An 18,922-nucleotide genomic window follows, 5' to 3' on the forward strand; every position below is an offset into this window, starting at 1 on the left:
TGCAACATCCGCCCCTACCTCTGAGGCCGTTTAAATTTATCTAAAATCGATAGTCCTGAAGGCTGAGTGGGAAACATAATACTCAGTTGCTCAGGACTTTTGCTATTTCCAGGGGATAGGGGATGAGGGGAACAAGCAGGATAAGGAAGTATTTTCTTCCCCTGCTCCCCCTGCTCCCCCGGCTTCCTCTGCTTCCTCATCTCCTCCTGCCCCTGCCCTCCCACCTACTCGCCCATTACGCGGTGATACTACCAGAAAATAAAACTGCATGGAACTGAAAAATCACTGGTTGGCTGTAAATAAAGTTGCTTTACCACGACTACTACAGTGGGTGAATCTCCGACCAGAGGAGAGCGAACGAACTCAGATAATGTTCATTTTTTACACAACTGTATGTGTAGGATTGCGGTGGGCAGAGGACAGTACGGTGGCGCTGTTTTTGGATGAATATGGGACTCATCTATTGCCGTGGATGTATATTGCCAGTGCCGTGATCAGTGCAGGACTGGTTTTTTTATACTCTTGGCTGCAAAAGATTTTTCCCTTACGCCGGGTGATTGTAGCGATCGCACCTTGCATGTTGATGCCATTAGTTTTATTAATTTTATTACGTTGGGGATCGCATTTTTCCTACCTGGCAGTTATTTCGGCATTTCTACTACGGCTGTGGGTAGATGCCCTTTATGTAGTCAATGACCTTAACACCTCCATCGTCGCCAACCAAATATTTAACATTCGGGAAATTAAGCGGACTTACCCACTAGTGAGTAGTGGTCTTTTAGTAGCAGATGTGATCAGTGGCTTTAGTTTGCCTTGGCTAGTGCAATACACCACGCTGAATAAAATCATCCTCATTGCCTGTGTAGTGATTTTATTAGGATCAGGGATTTTATTCTATTTAACTCATCACTATCGAGCAGCTTTTCCTGAAACCCCACAAAGACTAATTCATGAAGAACAAGCTTCACGAGAGCGTTTCATTAAAAGTCCGCTGAAGCGCTATGTTTGGCAATTGTTTGCTTTTGTCGGTCTATTGCAAGTCATTGGGTTGTTAATAGATTTTCAATATCTGCGCGAACTCCAATCCAATTTGAGCGACCGAGAACTCGCCAGTTTCTTGGGTCTTTTTGGTGGAATGTTGGGACTGTGTGAGTTGTTGTTGCAGTGGTTTATTTCCAGCCGACTGATCGAACGGATGGGGGTATTTTTCACTGCTACACTTTTACCAATCACCGTAGGCTTTTCACTACCAGCAGTGCTGATATTCCTGCATTTAATTCCAGCCATGCAATCGCAAAGCTTTTTCTGGGGTCTGATAATTGTTAAATTTTGCGATGAACTTCTGCGCTATACCTTTGTCATGAGTAGCGGCCCCATCCTCTACCAACCGATTCCAGAGGCAATTCGCAGCCGGATGCAGACTTTATCTGGCGGAACCGCCGAAGCGATCGCTACAGGTTTGACAGGAGCGCTAATTTTTGTAACTCTATTGTTTTGTGGGCGATTTGTACCCGTACCAATGCAAAAGTGGGTGTTGGTAGCAGAAACAATGCTGATAGCTGGCACCTGTTTAACAGTAGTTTGGGAATTGCGATCGCGCTATGTTGAACTGTTAGTCTTGAGTGTGGCACGGGGTCACTTGAGTGCAACCAATGTGGGCTTACGATTTTTCAAACAAGGGGTAGTCAAAGCTTTGGCAGAAAAAGGCAGCGAGGCAGATAAACGCTCTTGCATTGAACTTTTAGCCCAAATTGACTCCCAAGGAGCTGCGGAAATTTTAGCACCTCTACTAATCAAGTTAAGCCCAGATTTGCAGCGCCAAAGTTTGGAAGTGATGCTAATGGCAGGTGCAAATCCCGCTTATCTAGCTGCTATCCGTCCCTTGTTAGAACAATCCCAAGAAACCAACCCTGAAGTTTTTGCCCTAGCGCTGCGCTACGTTTGGCTGGCTGAACCAAATCCCAATTTAAGCCTTTTAGAAGGATACCTGAACCCCCGCCAAAACTCACTCATCCGCGCCACCGCCGCCGCTTTAGTCTTACGCCAAGGAACGCCTATGCAAAAGGTAGCAGCTACCCAAACCATGCGCCGGATGTTGACTCATAAGAAAGAACGGGAACGGGTAAATGGAGTCAGAGCGCTCAGAGAAGCAGTTTATTTGCAGGCGTTGCGGATTCACATCCCGAATTTATTACAAGATGAGTCGTTAAGGGTGCGCTGTGCCGTATTGGAAATGATCGCAGCAACCCAGTTAGAAGAGTACTATTCGGCACTAATCGCAGCACTTTATTATAAATCAACCCGCAGTACAGCAATGTCAGCCCTAGTGCGATTGGAGAATGAAGCTCTAGAAATGCTGTTGCGGTTAGCTACCAATACTTACAAACCGGAAGTAGTGCGGATGTACGCTTGGCGCACCATTGCTCAAGTCGGCACCCAAGAGGCATTGCAGACTTTATGGGAAAACTTGGAGACATCTTGGGGTACTACTAGGGATCATATTCTCCGCAGCTTACTAAAAATACACAAACAACCAGGAATTACAACTTTAGTGGATCGGTTTTATGAAAGTCGGGTAGAAAATTTAATCAAGCAGGAATTAAAGTTTTTAGGTGAGATTTACGCCGCATATATAGATTTTAAAACATTAGACCAAAAAGAAAATTATCAATCTAGTGAGAGGATTGTGATTGTCTCAGAGTTACTGCAACGAGCCCTTTTAGAACTAGAATTGGATGTCAAAGAGCGGCTGCTAATGCTATTAAAACTGCTTTACTCGCCAGAAAAGATGCAGGCAGCAGCATTCAATCTGCGATCGCTCTCAGTGGTAAACTTAGCGCGGGGGTTAGAAATCTTAGAGCATACTGTCACATTGTCTTCAAAGTCTTTATTGCTGAATATTTTAGATAACCGACCGCAGTCAGAAAAATTACAACATCTTATAGAAGCCAAGATTGTAGAATATGAAAATATGGAAGTTAGCGATCGCCTCCACAGATTGCTGATGTTGAGTAACTTCCTTTCTGACTGGTGCCTAGCTTGCTGTTTTCATTATGCTCAAGTGACTCGCATCCGACTGACAAGTTCTGAGATTTTGGTGAGTTTGCGTCATCCAACTGGCTTTGTTAGAGAAGCTGCGATCGCATACTTGAATATGGTTTCACATCGCGTTCTCCTGCAAATCCTACCCCAGTTACAAAAAGATCCACATCCTTTGGTGGCTGCTCAAGTTAAAGAGTTGCTCGAAAAACACCAGGTTAAAAATTACAATTGAAAAAAGGGTGGGAATGGGTAGAGACGCGATTAATCGCGTCTCTACGAGAGTGGGGAGTAGGGAAGAAGCCTTTTTGAGTTGTACTGAGTTTTTTCACGCAATCAAATATGAGTCCTATATCTCTTTTGTTAACCTGTAAAGTGAAGTAAAAAGTCAAAGAATATCAGGAACAGCTATGTACGTACTAATTGGTGGAGCCGGCTTAGTGGGGCTGACTTTAGCCCAAAAACTGGTAGAACTAGGACATACTGTTGCCGTAATTGACATTGATCCTATCGCTTGTCGCTACGCCCGCGAACAAGTAGGAGCAATGGCTTTTGAAGGCAGTGCTGTGAGTACAGAAGTATTGTTAGAAGCTGGGATTCGCAAAGCCGGCTCCTTGGCAGCTGTCCTGAGAAGTGATGCCTTAAACTTAGCAATGGTGACTCTTGCTAAACACTACGGTGTCCCCCACCTTTTAAGTCGGATGCGCCACCCCGATTTTGCAGAACCACTGCGGATAGCTGGAGCCAACCATATTATCAGTACTGTTGAACTAGCAGTTTCAACAATGGTGAATGCCATCGAGTATCCTCAAGTAGAATCAATGATGCATTTTGAGCAGGGACAGATTGAAGTACTAAAACTTGCCATCCCAAACAATTGCTATGTTGCTGGTCGTAGCGTTGCCGAAATCGCTCAGGATTCCCGATTCCCTACTGGTTCGCTAATTATTGGTTATCAATCCCATCCCCACGAAGATTTAATGATTCCTAACGGCAGTACAATACTAGAACCTCATTCAACTGTGCTGATTGTGACTAAACCAGGATGTTTACATCAAGTAATTGATTTTATTGAACAAAGATGTTGAGCGCAGTCCCTACCTAAACTCTTTATTAGATGGGGTTAGCTACACATTTATAAAAAATTGGTGTAAATAGTTTTGATGAAGCCTTATCTACATATTTATTTAGCGATCGCTGTTATTTTTCTTGCATCTTGTCAATCAACAAATATTCCACCCAAGTCACAACCCGATGCCACTCAAGCAACCCCAGTTCAAAAAATAGTGACGCTGGATAAGAATTTTAAGATTGCAAGTGGTCAAACTGTTTATGTTCCTGTCTATTCACATATTTATCATCACAATCGCCAGGAGATTTTCGAGTTAGCAGTTACGCTGAGTATTCGGAATACAGATTTGACCAATCCGATCATCATTACTTCTGTACGCTACTACAACTCAGATGGGAAATTAGTTAAACGGTATTTGGAGCGCCCTATTCAACTTGATGCACTAGCTTCTACAGATTTTTTTATAAATAGAAATGACACCAGTGGAGGTTTAGGAGCAAACTTTATTGTAGAGTGGGTAGCCCAAACAGAAATATCCGAACCTATAGTGGAAGCAGTGATGATTGGTACTGACTTTCAACAAGGAATTTCTTTTATTAGTCCTGGTAGGGTAATTAAAAATCAAAATAACTATAAGCGATCGCCTTTAAAATAGGAATCTTAAAAAAGTGCATTTTGATCTAGGCAGAATTGTAATACTTTTGTAGTGCAATAAGTCCTAGCTAAACCTCCACACCCGAAGGGGTACACCAGGGAATAAAAATATCTCTTTCTATGCGCCATGCCCCATGCCCCATGCCCCATGCCCCATGCCCAATGCCCAATACAACTCTTGGAGAGGCTGCGCCAACGGCTTACCTCGGCTCCGCTCGGCACAAGTCGCTCAGTACAAGTGCCCAATGCCCAATGCCCAAAAACTACTTAATCATCTTCTAGCTTCAGCAATTGTTCATCAAGAGTTTGTATCCGCCCGCGCACAATTTCTTCTGAGAGAATTCGCTTCCGCATTGCCTCATTGAGCGCTCCTTTTTCTGCCAGCAGTAAACGGCGGCGGATGGCATCAAGTTTACTACTGTTACCACTTTTGCCTTCCAACTTATCAGGGCGACGATTAAAAAGTTCCCGCAGTGTCTTTTCTGCACCAGCAATTCGTACTTGATAAGCTGAACGCATCTCTTCATAAACGGCTTTTGGTAACACCCCTGATTTCAACAAGCTATCTAATTCATCCTGTGCTGCCTTACCTGTGATCAACTGGGCTTGCAATTCTTCAACCTGTTGTTGAGCTTCTGAAAATTTAGATAATTTTAAACGCTTTACCACCCAAGGTAAACTTAAACCCTGTGCAACTAACGACACCAGCACACTACCAAAAACTATAGCTATGAGGACTTCTCGCCCTGGTAATGTGGTGGGTAAGCTCAATGCCAGAGCCATTGAGAGTGAACCTTTGATGTTGCCTAAAAACAGTAAATGTTGCCAGCGCAGCGGAATTGGGCGGTCAAACCAACGAACCACTACTAGCAGTGGATAGACGGTAAGAACTCGCCCGACTTGATAAGCCAAAACTGCAAGTAGAATTGCAGGTAAAGTCTTCCAGAGCGTTACCAAGTTTATTTCTACACCAATCAGCAGAAAAATAAAGGTGTTGACCGTAAAACTGGCATATTCCCAGAAACTCAACAAGGTGATGCGACTAGAAGCAGAAGTATTGGGAGAAAGCCCTAAATTCCCGAAAATTAATCCAGCTACAACTACGGCGACAGCACCTGATACATCTAGAAATTCTCCAGCCTGAAAAGTGCCTAATGCAACTGCTACCGTCAGTAATAGACTGCTAAGGGGATCATCTAAACGGGCGAATACAGGTATGCTCAAGTAGCCTAAGACTAACCCCACGAGGCAGCCTCCTAGAGAGATAAATAGGAATTGTTGGATTCCCTCTAGTAACGTGAGTGAACCTGTCGAATATACTTGCAAAATCAGGTTGAACATAACTAGGGCAGCAGCATCGTTAAATAGGGTTTCTCCTTCAACGATGGTGGAAAGCCGGGAGGGCACTGGTATCTCCTTGAAGATGGCAATCATTGAAACTGTATCAGTGTTTGCCAGCATTACTCCTACAAATAAGGCAGGTATCCAACTCAGTCCCAGCCCAAATTTCAACAGGACGGCAATAATACCACTAGAAAGCACAGCCCCCGGCCCAGCTAGAAGGGCAATTGGTTTAAAGGTGCTGCGTAGGCGACTGACATCTGTATTAATACCAGCTTCAAAGAGTAAAATTGGCAGGAAAAGATTCAAAACAAGGGTTGGATTTAAACCAATCGGACGAGATAATAGCTCAGTGATGGGCAAACCTGCTAATACTAAACCCACAACATAAGGGATTCGCAACCGCCGGGATAGCAAAGCTACACCTGTAGCAACGAGCAGGAGAATAATTGAAACTTTGACTAATTCTGTAACATCCACTATTACGTTTTGGAAAGTTATTTGGACTTGACTGATAGATTCTCTCCTCATTCATGCCAAATTAGCAACTTCAGCGTGTGGATTTGGAACTGAACGGATCAGTACCTCGCTACCGTATTTCAATAAAGAGCCGCGATGGAAGACTGAAAGCTGGTAAGCGGTCAAAAGATTATGACTAATCAACTATCGTGGTCTATACGCCCTTACGTATGTATTTGTATTAGGTATTTCATGAATAGGACTTATATCATGTCCGCTTGATTGCTTATTAAACCCGAAGAACCCCAAAGAGCCAAAGCTATGCTTTGTCTCCCCTAAGAGCCGGCGGGGAGGGGATTAAGGGGAGCCAGTGCGGTCTTCTCCCTACAGCCCTTCGGGCATCCTACGGCGGGCGCTAGCCTCTCCCAATGTGAGAAGGGGAGACGCTAAAAGCGGTAGCGAGTCCGCGTTCGCGCAGCGTCTCGTAGAGAGCGTCTGGGGTCTCCCCAAGTGGAGCATCTGGCGTGTGGGGTGCAATGACTATGGGAATCACAACGAATTACCCGGACATGATATTACGCAGAAGAGATCCCCCAACCCCCTTAAAAAGTTGGCTCTTTCAGATCCCCCTTTTTAAGGGGGGTTAGGGGGATCGAGGTTTCAGGTTTTCAGTGCGTAAGTCCTAATGAAGTAACTCTCTGCATCCCCGCGTCCTGTTAATTGATTAATCCCCCTGTGGATGCTCATCCCACAAGGTTGTCAGTTCCCGTAAACTTTGATGATTGCCATTGCCCAAAATCAGATGATCTAGTACCGGAATACCCAAAAGCTGCGCCCCTGCTAACAACTGGCGTGTCAATTCTATATCTTCTTGGCTGGGTTCAAGGTTCCCAGAAGGATGATTGTGAGCAACTATTACCCGCGTTGCGCCTTGACGAATAACTTCTCGAAAAATATCACGGGGAGAGGCTAAGGTTTCGGTTGCAGTACCAATGGTAATTACTTGCGTACCCAGCAAACGATTCTTGACATCTAATAGCACCACTGCAAAACGTTCTTGTATCTGCCACATCAAATCTTGACTGAGGGTAGCAGCAGCAGCAAGTGGGCTATCAATTAATGTGCCATCTAAAGGTCGAGATTGAAAAGCGCGTTTACCCAATTCAATTGCTGCTAAGATACTTGTCGCCTTCGCTGGGCCAACACCAGGAATTTGCATCAATTCGGCGGGGGTAACTTCTCGCAGAACTACCAAAGGATCACGTTGGTGTTTGCCTAATTCGCTCAAGATATATTGTCCCAAACCCACAGCAGACAGTTTTCCCGGCCCTTGACCGGTGCCTAGAAGAATTGCAATTAACTCCGCTGTGGCTAAAATTTTGGCACCATGCGTCATTAATCGTTCACGCGGACGCTCATTTGTAGGTAGGTCGGCAATTCTGAGGCAATAGGTCATAGGAAACTAAGAGAATACTCACCCTAGATGGAACTATCCTTAGTTATCCCTTGTTTGCGATCGCAATTATCCTTAACTAGAGAAAATCTTTAATCTTGGTAAGTTTGTATGGTAATCCTAAAAAGAATCTGATTTAGGGCGATCGCTATGTTTGACGATCTATTTAACAATCTAAAAGGTTTTATTGACTCTAAACTTCAAGAAGTCAGTATTGAACTGGGAAAACACTTCACCGTTCCCGAACCCGCAGAGCCATTTGTGCTGATTTGTCGATTCACACCTGCCGATTCCACGGTGACAAGGGGAGGCATTGCAACTGTTGGAGAAAGCTGGCAAATTGAAGCCTATGACGACAATACTCAGCGGTTGATAACTAGTACAGATCCTTTGCGCGATGTCATCTTGTTTGAAGTTGCAGCACCCGATGTCCAAGAGTGTGTTCTTGCCTGTCGATTTTACGCCAAAGCGCTAAACACAGAAAAATTAATTAAAGTGAGTTTAGGTTTACCTAGACTAGAACAATGGGGCACGATGACGAGATTATGGTCTACAGCAGTTTCGCCAACCATAGATTTTAAGCCTTACGAAGCGCGTGCCCATTTTAAAAAAGAAGCAGATGCTGCCAAAGTTCAAATTAGTGTGCAATTTGAGAGTAGTGGCATTCTTCAGATTAGAGATATTGAACTGCTACAAGCCCCTGTCAAGTCACAATTATGAGCATCTGAGTTTGAACTTATCGCGGCAGTCCCTACCCTCAATGTATTCATAGGGTAGGGATCGGAGCGGGTTATTGGAACGAAGTGAAAATAACCAATCCATATTTATTCAGTTGGCGCATCCTGCTCTTTGATATATTTCCTAAGTTTATCAATCGGTGCGCCACCACTTGAAGCAACATAATACGAGCTAGACCAAAACAGGGGTTTCCAGTAAAACTTGTCAATATGCTCTTTAAATTCTTTGCGAATAACCCTACTACTCGCAGATTTTAGACTAGAAGTAAAATCAGAAATGTTGTTATCTGGATGGTAATCTACCAACAAATGAACATGATCTTGTTCACCTGAGAATTCTATCAAAATGCAATTAGTTTTAATGCAAATATTCGCAAAAATCTCGTGCATCCGCTCAAGGATTGGTGCGGTAATTACTTTTTTGCGATATTTGGTAATAAAAACAAAGTGCAAGTGAATAGAAAAAACAGCGTGTGAGCCTTTACGAGGAAGCATTTGACAAACAACCGTGTCTGGTATATTCTGACTAATATATCAGATTTAGGGAGGAAGCCAAAACATATTGTGGCAACAAGACGAATGACTTTTCGGCTATACCCAAACGAAAAAACTGAATTAATGTTGCGGTATCACCGAAAGCTCCACAAGGACTTGTACAATGCCGCAGTAAATAATAGATTCAATCAATATAAAATATATAATCACAAGGTTGATTATTTTGAGCAACAAAACTGTTTACCTGCGTTTAAAGAGGTTTGGATAGAGTACAAAGAACTTCCCAGTCATGCACTGCAAGCAACCCTTAAACGTGTTGACTTTGCTTTTGAGCGTTGCTTCAAAGGATTAGCTAAACGTCCTAGATTCAAATCAATTAGGCATTATTCAGGTTGGACTTATCCAGACTGTGCAGGTTTTAAGGTAGATTCAGACGGCGACAATGGGTATTTGAATTTGTCTAAAATTGGACGCATTCAGATGCGTGGACTAGCTTTGTACTGGGGAAAACCAACTACTTGCACGATTCTTTATCGCAATGGTAAATGGTATGCTTCAATTACTGTCAATGTATTAGATGAAGTTCTCAAACCAGAGGTTTTACCTGTTGGTGCTGTTGGCATTGATTTGGGATGTAATGCAGCGTTATCAATTACTGATGGTGAGAATCATCAACAAATTGATGCTCCCAAGTTTTTGAGAAATGCTGAACATCTAATCAAGAAAGCATCTAAGGAAAAAAGACGCAAACGTGCGCCAAACAGAAGAAAAAAGATTTTCGCTTCTAGACGGTTTAAAAAAGCCCAAGCATCGGTTAGTAAGCTGACTCGGAAAGTTAGTAATCAACGTCAGAATTGGATACACCAAGTTGCGGCAGAAATAGTCAGCAGTAATAGCTTCGTTGCAACTGAAAAGCTAGAAGTCAAAAACATGACCCGAAAAGCAAAAAAGCGACGCAGTGTGGTCTTGGGGAGCCAGTGCGGTCTTGGGGTTTCCCCAAGTGGAGCATCTGGCGTGGTTTCCCCTATGAACAACTGCGTCAAGAAGGGTAAGCGCAAAAAGCAGATCGCCTTTGGCGTCTCCCCTTGGGAGAAGGCTGGACTAAATAAGTCTATTCTTGATGTTGGTTTTGGAATGTTACGTAGCACTATCAAATACAAAATAGAACAGATTGGTGGTGTATTTGTAGAGGTTCCGACCCGTCTTGTAAAACCTTCTCAAACCTGTCCTAAATGTGGAAAACAACACAAGAAAACACTCGATATTCGAGTACACGAGTGTGGTGTTTGTAATTATCTACAGGATAGAGATATTGCTGCTGCCGAGGTTATGCTTTATTGGGCGAAAGGAACTCTACCGGGGTTAGGAACTAGCCTCGTAGACGCAGAGTCGTCTAGCTCTACCTCACGCACCCGCAAAACAGCAGGAAGCATGAAGCAACTAGGGGCAATGAAGCGTCAAAAATCTGTAGAAGTCTCCGCTAAAAACGAACTGAGGGATGTAGAAACCCACAGTTCAGGCGGAGCAAACTGTGGGTAGTTCATTAGCGTCAGCATAGTGCGTAGTTTACCGCCGTAGGCATCGCATAATTCAACAGCCCAATACTAAAGGCGATCGCAAACCCGTTAAACCCCTCCAGCTTCGCTGATTACTGAATAAATTTGCGTTGCTTTCAGCATATGGTAGGTAATGATCAACTGAGTCAGAGCAAGGGGGTAACTTTGCAATGTTTCCCCAGTTGTTCCAGCAATCTTACCCAGTTCTGGGTTACTTTCGCGATCGCAAATATTTCGTAGATGAGGCATATCAGAACAAATAATATGCTCTAGCTGATTCACCTGTTCTAAGGTGGCATGACCATCAACTTCTAAGACATCTACCGGTTTACTCATATCCCTGTCTAGCCCCAGACGGATCGCTGAGTCAGAATTACCATAGCCAGAGTTGATAATCTGGGTAAAATCTGGGTGGGGAATTGTCGGACGTAGTACCAGACGGACATTCAGGTGTCCATTGATTTCATCATCTTCTTCAGTGGGTGGATAGAAACTAATGACTATATCAGACCATTGCCGCTGCGGACGGATGAATTGTGCTGAGTCTGGTTCGCGCTTTTCTAGTTCCGCCAACACCTGTTGGGCAGTGTAGCCCCGCTTTTGGGTATCCCGTTTGACTTTCCACTTAGCGCGTAGTTCTTCAGGAGGTGCAAGAAAAACTTTAACGTCGTAAGAATCACGGGCAGCACGAGTAGAATAACCGAGTAATCCCTCAATAATCACAAATTTATTGGGCTTGATATACTGCGGTGGCTCGAATGTGCCGGTTTTATGGCTGTAAACTGGTTTGAGGATCGGTTGTCCTGTGCGTAGCAACGACAGATGTTGCTGCATTATATCTAAATGGTTGCAGTCAGGGTGGAGAGCGGTGATGCCAATTTCTGCACGTTCTTTGCGATCGTAACGGTGATAATCATCTGTGCAGATGATCGTGACATTTTCTGGGCCGAGTACCTGAGCGATTCCTCGCGTTAGTGTTGTTTTCCCAGCAGCGCTGTCGCCGACAATACCAAGAATTATTGGACGGCTCATCATACCTCCCAGAATAAAAGCAAGTTTATTAATAAAATTCCCTACAATAGTTTTTATTCTAGAAGGGTTTAGGCGAGTAACTCAAGCAAAAACTTAGTATGCAATATCTCTACACATACAATGTTTCTGCGATCGTTTTTGGCACAATAATTACAATCTACATTCCTTTTAGAGTCATCTGTATGCATAATTATGATGATGTAAAAGTAGATTGTAATTTTAGACATTTTTTGCTAAATCTCCTCTCAGCCGTAGATACTCAATTTTGATACAGGCATCCATTAACACGTTGAGTCCTGCTTCTATTGCTTTTTGTGCTGATGGTTGATGCCAGATACCCAATTGCGCCCACACAGTTTTAGCGTTGATGGAAATTGCTTCATCTACAATTTCTGGCAAGTACTCAGAACGGCGAAACACGTTAACAATATCCACGGGTTCTGGTAATTCCTGAAGTGCAGCATAACTGGGTTGACCATCAATTTCTTTAATTAGGGGGTTGACGGCATAGACTGTGTACCCAATTTGCCGCAAGAATTGGGCAATTTGATAGCTGATGCGATCGCGTTTATCAGAGTAACCTACAACAGCGATGATTTTGGCTTGGGTCAACACCTCACGCAGGGCGTTATCATCTTCTTTGAGGTTTAGCATAATCTAAATATCCTGAGCGATCGCTTTGTTTATCAAAACATTGGGTATAAAACCCTGTCCTTGTAGGACGGCTTTATATTAATTTACTTTTTTACAGTATTTGGTGTAGGATGTAAGACGTTTTTAGAACGTATATGGAACAAGCTTTTCGCTATCGTTTTTACCCAAGTCCTGAACAAGAAATCAAGTTGCGGAAAACTATGGGATGTGCACGGTTAGTTTACAACCGAGCGCTAGCAGCGAGGACGGAAGCTTGGTACGGAAGACAAGAGCGAATTGACTACTTGAAAACAAGTTCGTTGTTAACTGAATGGAAACAACTTGAGGAGTTGCAATTTCTAAATGAAGTTAGCAGTGTTCCATTGCAGCAGGGATTACGGCATTTGCAAAAAGCCTTTGCTAACTTTTGGGCGGGTCGGGCTAAATATCCCAACTTTAAAAAGAAACACAACGGAGGAAGTGCTGAGTTTACCAAGGCTGCTTTTCGGTGGAAGAATGGACAAGTTTGGCTTGCTAAGTGCGTTGAAGCGTTGCCTATTCGTTGGAGTAAAGAATTGCCTGATGAGTGCGAACCATCTACTATAACTGTCAAACTAGATGCAAGTGGGCGGTGGCACGTTTCTTTATTAGTTGATAACCAAACAATAAGACAAGAGCCAAAGTCTGATAAAGTTATTGGTTTGGATGTAGGGATAACTTCGTTGATTGCTACTAGTAATGGGGACAAAATCGTTAACCCAAAGCACTTTAAACGATTACGTAAAAAGTTAAAAAGAGTTCAAAAATCGCTATCCCGTAAAGAAAAAGGTTCAAATAATCGACAGAAACAAAGGAGGAAAGTAGCAAAAGTTCATGCTCAAATAGTTGATAGCCGGAAGGACTTTTTACATAAGCTAACTACTCAACTGGTGCGTGAAAATCAAACCATCGTGGTTGAGGATTTGGCTATAAAAAATATGGTGAAGAATCCTAAACTTGCTGAAAGTATTAGTGATGCCAGTTGGGGAGAATTAATTCGTCAGCTTGGCTATAAATGTGACTGGTACGGTCGTACACTGGTCAAGATTGACCGATGGTTTCCAAGCTCTAAAAGGTGTGGGAACTGTGGACATATTGTTGAGAAATTACCGTTAAATATTCGAGAGTGGGATTGCCCTAAATGTCGCACTCACCATGATCGAGATATCAACGCAAGTAAAAATATTTTGGCTGCGGGACTCGCAGTTGCAGTCTGTGGAGCGAACCTAAGACCCGATAGCCATACGGCTAAAAGGCAGTTGCGAAAACCCAGTAATGGGAAGAAACAGAAACCTAAGTCGTGAGTCTTAGGAATCACCGTGTCTTTAGACCTGAGGTGCGATTCGTTCACTCGAAATGAGTAGAAATATTCAGGGATGAGTGACATTTGAGAGATAACCCAGTTTAGGGTAGAGTTCGCACTTTAATCCTCTCTCAGATGATAACTGAATAACCATGAGGGTGACTCGAATTAAAAAAGAGAAGTCCCTCTCCGTAGGTGCAACGGTAACAGCATCATCCCCAGGTTTGCGACTAGCCATCAAAGCCTGAAGCGGGATGAAAAGGAGGAACAACTGGCAGCCTAAGCTGGTTCCCCTTCGAGCATGAACCTATGAATAGCGAAAGCAAAGATGCGACGAACCATCGTCATGAAGAACCAGCGAAATAAGGCTTAATGCGTTGGAGCCAAAAGGCAAGGGATAAGGGGTTGGCAATTCTCCGGTTGACCAGTTGCACTCCCAATAAACCCGGTGGATAGCATCATTCTAAAGGCTCTAACAATGGTTATTCGGAACGAAGTAACCTTTCGTCTGCTCTCAGCAAGGTCGATAACTGAGCAGGTGCTAACCGTATGCAACGAAAGGAAAGATTGAGTCAGAAGCCAATGCCCTGTTTTAATGGCAGGGATATGCTGACGGACTTACGGTGATTTGGAGTGTAAAGTTATGAGTAGCAATGCAAAAGTCTAATACACGACAAGTTTCTCCCAAACCTACTAAAAGCGGTTTTCCTCCCTCGAAGATTAACCCAATTAGAAACGTAAAGAGTAATGAATCGATGGTGGAATGGAAACACATCAACTGGCGTAAGTTAGAAAGACGTGTTTTTAAGTTGCAAAAACGAATTTACAAAGCATCTCGTCGTGGTGATGTCAAAGCATTTCGCAGACTCCAGAAGACGTTGATGAAGTCCTGGTCAGCAAAGTGTTTATCGGTTCGTCGGGTAACACAAGACAACCAAGGGAAAAAGACGGCAGGAGTGGACGGTATAAAATCATTATCCCCAGAAGCACGTCTAGCATTGGTTGCCAAATTAAAACCTAAATCAAAGGTTAAACCGACACGACGGGTTTGGATTCCCAAACCAGGAACGGATGAGAAACGACCTTTGGGAATTCCCGTAATGAACGACCGAGCTTTGCAAGCGCTATTCAAGCTGGCATTAGAACCAGAATGGGAAGCACGATTTGAACCTAACTCATACGGGTTCAGACCTGGGCGCTCATGTCATGATGCAATAGAGGCAATATTTAAAGCAACTGTGCAGAAAAGCAAATATGTGCTTGATGCCGACATTGCAAAATGCTTCGACCGCATCGACCATGAAGCACTGCTAAGAAAATTAAATACATCCCCCACCATCCGCCGACAAATTCGAGCATGGTTAAAAGCGGGGGTGATGGATGGAGGGCAGTTGTTTCCAACATCTGAGGGTACGCCGCAGGGTGGGGTCATTTCCCCATTACTAGCTAATATTGCCCTTCACGGGATGGAAGAACGGATAAATAAGGCATTTCCAGAAATGTCCCAAACCATGAGGGAAACTTGGTATCACAGAAAAGGTACAAGGTTTAAAAGTCCCAAAGTTATCCGATACGCCGATGACTTTGTGATTCTCCATAAAGACATAACCGTTGTCCAAAGATGCAGGGAGATAATCTCTGAATGGTTAAGAGACATGGGTCTTGAACTGAAACCTTCCAAAACACGTCTAACCCACACCCTAAATGAGTATGGGTCGGAAAAACCAGGTTTTAACTTCCTCGGTTTTAACATAAGACAGTGGAAATTGGGTAAATACCACTCAAAACTAGGTTTCAAGACAATCATCACCCCAAGCAAGAAAAAGCAAAAGATACATTACGACCGAGTAGCAAGTATCATCGATGACCATAAAGCAGCGCCACAAGAGGCGTTAATCAGCCGATTAAATTCGGTAATAACAGGATGGTCTAACTACTACTCAACAGTGGTAAGTAAGGTTATCTTTGCTGACTTAGATAATCTCATGTATCCAAAGCTGAAGGCTTGGGCGCAACACCGCCACCCCCAGAAGTCTGGGGGATGGGTGTCAAAGAAATATTGGCAAACTGTAGGCGGTGATAATTGGGTATTCGCAACCAGACAAGAGGGTAAAAACCCGATGCGGTTACGGTCACACACGGAAACAAAGATTACCCGTCATGTGAAAGTCGAAGGCGATGCCAGTCCTTACGATGGCAACCTAATTTACTGGAGTTCAAGAATGGGGAAACACCCCGAAACGACTGTGAGAATGGCAACGCTTCTAAAGTCACAATCAGGGAAATGTACTCACTGCGGAATGTACTTTCAAGAAGAAGATGTACTGGAGATTGACCACATAACCCCCAAAAGTTTGGGAGGCAAAGACGAATATAAAAATCTTCAGATATTACACAGACACTGCCACGATGAAAAGACAACTGAGGATGGTTCAGTTGTGAAGTACACATGACAATGTGCCGATTCATTGAGGAGCCGTGTAATGGGAAACTATTAAGCACGGTTTTGAAGACCAGCGAGTTTCGTGAGGGACTCGCTGAGTTTACTAGGATGTCAAAATACTGAGTTGCATTTAAAAATAATTTTGACTGATAAAAAGTCATCCACGAGTATCAAAGACTCATCCACGAATATCAAAGACTCACTCACGAGTATCAAAGACTCATCCACGAGTCCCCAATGCCCCATGCCCAATGCCCCATGCCCAATATCATGACAACTCAAACACTAGGACTCAAACAAAACCTCTATGACTATTTACTATCAGTCTCTCTCCGAGAACCGGAAATTTTGGCCCAACTGAGACAGGAAACAGCCCAGCATCCAATAGGGAGGATGCAGATTGCTCCCGAACAGGGACAGTTTCTGGCCTTACTGGTGCAGTTGTTGGGAGCTAAGAAAACTTTAGAAATTGGGGTATTTACAGGTTATAGTTCCTTAGTGGTGGCATTGGCGTTACCGAGCGACGGTAAGGTGGTAGCCTGTGATGTGAGTGAGGAATTTACAACGATCGCTCGGCGCTATTGGCAGCAAGCTGGAGTGGCGGATAAAATTCAACTGCACATTGCCCCAGCTTTGGAGACTTTGGATCGCCTAGTTGCAACACCAGAAGCGGAAACTTTTGATTTTGCCTTCATCGATGCAGATAAGAGCAACTATGATGGCTATTATGAGCGATCGCTGCAATTAGTACGTCCGGGGGGACTGATTGCGATCGATAATGTCCTCTGGTCAGGCAAGGTTGCCGACCCCCAAGTGCAAGATAATAGAACTAAAAAGATTCGTGCCTTTAATCAAAAGCTGCATCAAGACCAGCGAGTTAGTCTTAGTTTAGTTGCGATCGCAGATGGCTTGACTCTGGCACTGAAGAAGTAATGTCTTTGAATCCCCATTTATCCATTTGTTACCAACGCAGAAGCGGCCGTAGTGTCGCTTTTGTAAAAAATAGTGGTTTCATAAGTTACTTACATCTGTAACCCTTGGGAAGAAGACCATTTGTAGTGGCTGACTTTTCCCACCAAATCCACTTTTGCTACTCTGAAGTATCACACCAAGGATTTTCTTTGTTTGAAGATTAATCATGCTGTAAAAATTTTGCTCCGTACACATTTATTTTTCTTTTTTTAAGTATTTATTCGGTTGTATATTATTACTAGGCCCAAGTGGATAAATGCATCTACTAACTGTTTAACCTTTAATATCCGTGGAAGATATTCTGCAAGCAGTAGAAAGAATTCTGCAAGACAAGCCTCTTGCTTCCATTCAGTGGTTTGTGCTCTCTCAATCGTGGTTGGGCAAAACTTACGGTGAAATGGCAGAGGCATCAGGCTACCGCAACAATTACATCAAGGAAGTTGGCTCTGAGTTGTGGCAAGACCTTTCCGTTGCACTTGGAAAAAGAGTAACGAAAAAAAATCTGCATTTAGCCTTGAAAAAACACCTGCAAGACAAGATAGGTGATCAGGAGAATCAGAGCCAACAAAAGTTCGGCGAAGAATCTAGCTTAGAAATGGTTTCTCCAGACTTTTTTTCAACAACCAAGATAGAATTTCCTAGCGGCCCTGTACCACTGGGTTCTCCTGTTTACATCAATCGCCCTCCCCTAGAAGAACTTGTTTGTAGCGAAATTTTACACCCTGGTAGCTTAATCCGGATCAAAGCACCTAAAAAGATGGGCAAAAGTTCACTGCTCAACCGGATGATTGCTTATGCTAGAGAGCAAGGTTATCAAATTGTCTATTTGGACTTTCAAGAAGCTGACCAAGACGTTTTTGCTTCCCTTAATAAATTTTTACGTTGGTTTTGTGTCAATGTCAGCAGGCAGTTAAATCTCCTTCCCTGTCTAGATGATTTTTGGGATACGGAAATGGGCAGCAAGGTAAGCTGTAAAATCTATTTTGAAGCGTATGTACTGCAATCCATTGATCATAGTCCTGTAGTTTTGGCTTTGAATGAAGTCCATCGAGTTTTTGAACATCCCAATATTGCCCAAGACTTTCTGCCAATGCTGCGATTTTGGCATGAACAAGCAAAGCAGGATCAAATCTGGCAAAAGCTGCGGATGGTGGTAGTTCACACAACAGAAATTTATATTCCGCTCAACCTCAACCAATCGCCTTTCAATGTAGGGATAACAATTACGCTGCCACCATTTACTCTCAATCAGGTACAAAATTTAGCATTATGTTACGGGCTACATTGGGCAGCAGACTCCGAAGGGGCAAAACGCCTTGTACCCCTACAAGCAATGGTAGGAGGACATCCCTATTTAGTGAGCCTTGCGCTTTATCATCTATGTCAGGAGGAAATGACATTAGAGATGTTACTAGAAATCGCATCTACACCAGTGGGAATTTACAGTCAGCATTTACGAGAACTGTTGACTCTACTCAAAAAAGAACCAGATTTAATGTCAGCTATGCAACAGGTAATTGCGACAGATGAAAAAGTAGAGCTAGACGCGATCGCTGCTTACAAACTAGAAAGCATGGGTTTGGTTAAACTAAACGGCAATCAAGCTCACGCTATGTGTGAGTTATATCGCCTTTATTTTAGCCAACAGCTTGGAAAGTAAAATAATACTAATGGTTCTGGTAGACTGTTTAAAG

General features: G+C 43.4%; 16 protein-coding genes. 9 read left to right on the forward strand and 7 right to left on the reverse strand.

From position 1 onward, the window contains the following. Positions 1-102: 102 nt before the first annotated feature. Positions 103-270, reverse strand: a complete 168-nt coding sequence (locus V7K30_RS11030) for a hypothetical protein (protein WP_334999081.1) — start codon at positions 268-270, stop codon at positions 103-105. On the opposite strand from V7K30_RS11030, the gene V7K30_RS11035 reads away from it, so the two are divergent. From V7K30_RS11035 to V7K30_RS11045, 3 genes are all read left to right on the forward strand, one after another. After that, complete coding sequence (locus V7K30_RS11035; protein WP_334999082.1) at positions 269-3,274, forward strand: MFS transporter; 3,006 nt, start codon at positions 269-271, stop codon at positions 3,272-3,274. The genes V7K30_RS11030 and V7K30_RS11035 overlap by 2 nt on opposite strands. A 175-nt stretch (positions 3,275-3,449) precedes the next feature. Then, positions 3,450-4,127 (forward strand): potassium channel family protein, encoded by a 678-nt coding sequence (locus V7K30_RS11040; RefSeq protein ID WP_334999083.1) that lies wholly within the window; start codon positions 3,450-3,452, stop codon positions 4,125-4,127. A gap of 75 nt (positions 4,128-4,202) precedes the next feature. Continuing rightward, complete coding sequence (locus tag V7K30_RS11045; protein WP_334999084.1) at positions 4,203-4,766, forward strand: DUF3124 domain-containing protein; 564 nt, start codon at positions 4,203-4,205, stop codon at positions 4,764-4,766. A 266-nt stretch (positions 4,767-5,032) separates the two neighbouring features. On the opposite strand, the gene V7K30_RS11050 is transcribed toward V7K30_RS11045, so the two are convergent. Further along, positions 5,033-6,586, reverse strand: a complete 1,554-nt coding sequence (locus V7K30_RS11050) for a cation:proton antiporter (RefSeq protein ID WP_334999085.1) — start codon at positions 6,584-6,586, stop codon at positions 5,033-5,035. Between the two features lie 703 nt (positions 6,587-7,289). Then, complete coding sequence (gene radC, locus V7K30_RS11055; protein WP_334999086.1) at positions 7,290-8,021, reverse strand: RadC family protein; 732 nt, start codon at positions 8,019-8,021, stop codon at positions 7,290-7,292. Positions 8,022-8,168: 147 nt separating this feature from the next. On the opposite strand from radC, the gene V7K30_RS11060 reads away from it, so the two are divergent. Next, complete coding sequence (locus V7K30_RS11060; RefSeq protein ID WP_334999087.1) at positions 8,169-8,738, forward strand: hypothetical protein; 570 nt, start codon at positions 8,169-8,171, stop codon at positions 8,736-8,738. 104 nt (positions 8,739-8,842) lie between these two features. On the opposite strand, the gene tnpA is transcribed toward V7K30_RS11060, so the two are convergent. Then, positions 8,843-9,250 carry an IS200/IS605 family transposase gene (gene tnpA, locus V7K30_RS11065; protein ID WP_334999088.1) on the reverse strand — a complete coding sequence of 136 codons (408 nt, stop codon included), beginning with the start codon at positions 9,248-9,250 and terminating at the stop codon, positions 8,843-8,845. A gap of 84 nt (positions 9,251-9,334) precedes the next feature. Between tnpA and V7K30_RS11070 the strand changes: the two genes are divergently transcribed. Then, complete coding sequence (locus tag V7K30_RS11070; RefSeq protein ID WP_334999089.1) at positions 9,335-10,789, forward strand: RNA-guided endonuclease InsQ/TnpB family protein; 1,455 nt, start codon at positions 9,335-9,337, stop codon at positions 10,787-10,789. Between the two features lie 86 nt (positions 10,790-10,875). Here V7K30_RS11070 and V7K30_RS11075 read toward each other — a convergent pair whose 3' ends face one another. Continuing rightward, entirely contained in the window at positions 10,876-11,838 is a 963-nt protein-coding gene (locus V7K30_RS11075) for a phosphoribulokinase (protein ID WP_334999152.1), read from the reverse strand. A 219-nt stretch (positions 11,839-12,057) separates the two neighbouring features. Continuing rightward, the gene (locus V7K30_RS11080; RefSeq protein WP_334999090.1) at positions 12,058-12,492 is read right to left on the reverse strand and encodes a CoA-binding protein; all 435 of its coding nucleotides are present in this window, start codon (positions 12,490-12,492) and stop codon (positions 12,058-12,060) included. Between the two features lie 134 nt (positions 12,493-12,626). Here V7K30_RS11080 and V7K30_RS11085 point away from each other — a divergent pair, with 134 nt between their 5' ends. Further along, positions 12,627-13,814, forward strand: coding sequence for an RNA-guided endonuclease InsQ/TnpB family protein (locus V7K30_RS11085; RefSeq protein ID WP_334999091.1), 1,188 nt, complete (start codon positions 12,627-12,629; stop codon positions 13,812-13,814). Between the two features lie 66 nt (positions 13,815-13,880). Here V7K30_RS11085 and V7K30_RS11090 read toward each other — a convergent pair whose 3' ends face one another. Next, positions 13,881-14,051 (reverse strand): hypothetical protein, encoded by a 171-nt coding sequence (locus V7K30_RS11090; RefSeq protein ID WP_334999092.1) that lies wholly within the window; start codon positions 14,049-14,051, stop codon positions 13,881-13,883. A 415-nt stretch (positions 14,052-14,466) separates the two neighbouring features. Between V7K30_RS11090 and ltrA the strand changes: the two genes are divergently transcribed. The 3 genes from ltrA (at position 14,467) to V7K30_RS11105 (ending at position 18,888) form a co-directional block, all read left to right on the forward strand. Further along, positions 14,467-16,266 carry a group II intron reverse transcriptase/maturase gene (gene ltrA / locus V7K30_RS11095; protein ID WP_334999093.1) on the forward strand — a complete coding sequence of 600 codons (1,800 nt, stop codon included), beginning with the start codon at positions 14,467-14,469 and terminating at the stop codon, positions 16,264-16,266. Between the two features lie 260 nt (positions 16,267-16,526). Next, positions 16,527-17,189: a class I SAM-dependent methyltransferase gene (locus tag V7K30_RS11100; protein ID WP_334999094.1), complete on the forward strand. Its 663-nt coding sequence runs from the start codon at positions 16,527-16,529 to the stop codon at positions 17,187-17,189. Between the two features lie 328 nt (positions 17,190-17,517). Then, positions 17,518-18,888 carry an AAA-like domain-containing protein gene (locus V7K30_RS11105; protein ID WP_334999095.1) on the forward strand — a complete coding sequence of 457 codons (1,371 nt, stop codon included), beginning with the start codon at positions 17,518-17,520 and terminating at the stop codon, positions 18,886-18,888. Positions 18,889-18,922 lie beyond the last annotated feature (34 nt).

It is taken from the genome of Nostoc sp., from assembly GCF_036917655.1.
Lineage (GTDB): Bacteria > Cyanobacteriota > Cyanobacteriia > Cyanobacteriales > Nostocaceae > Nostoc.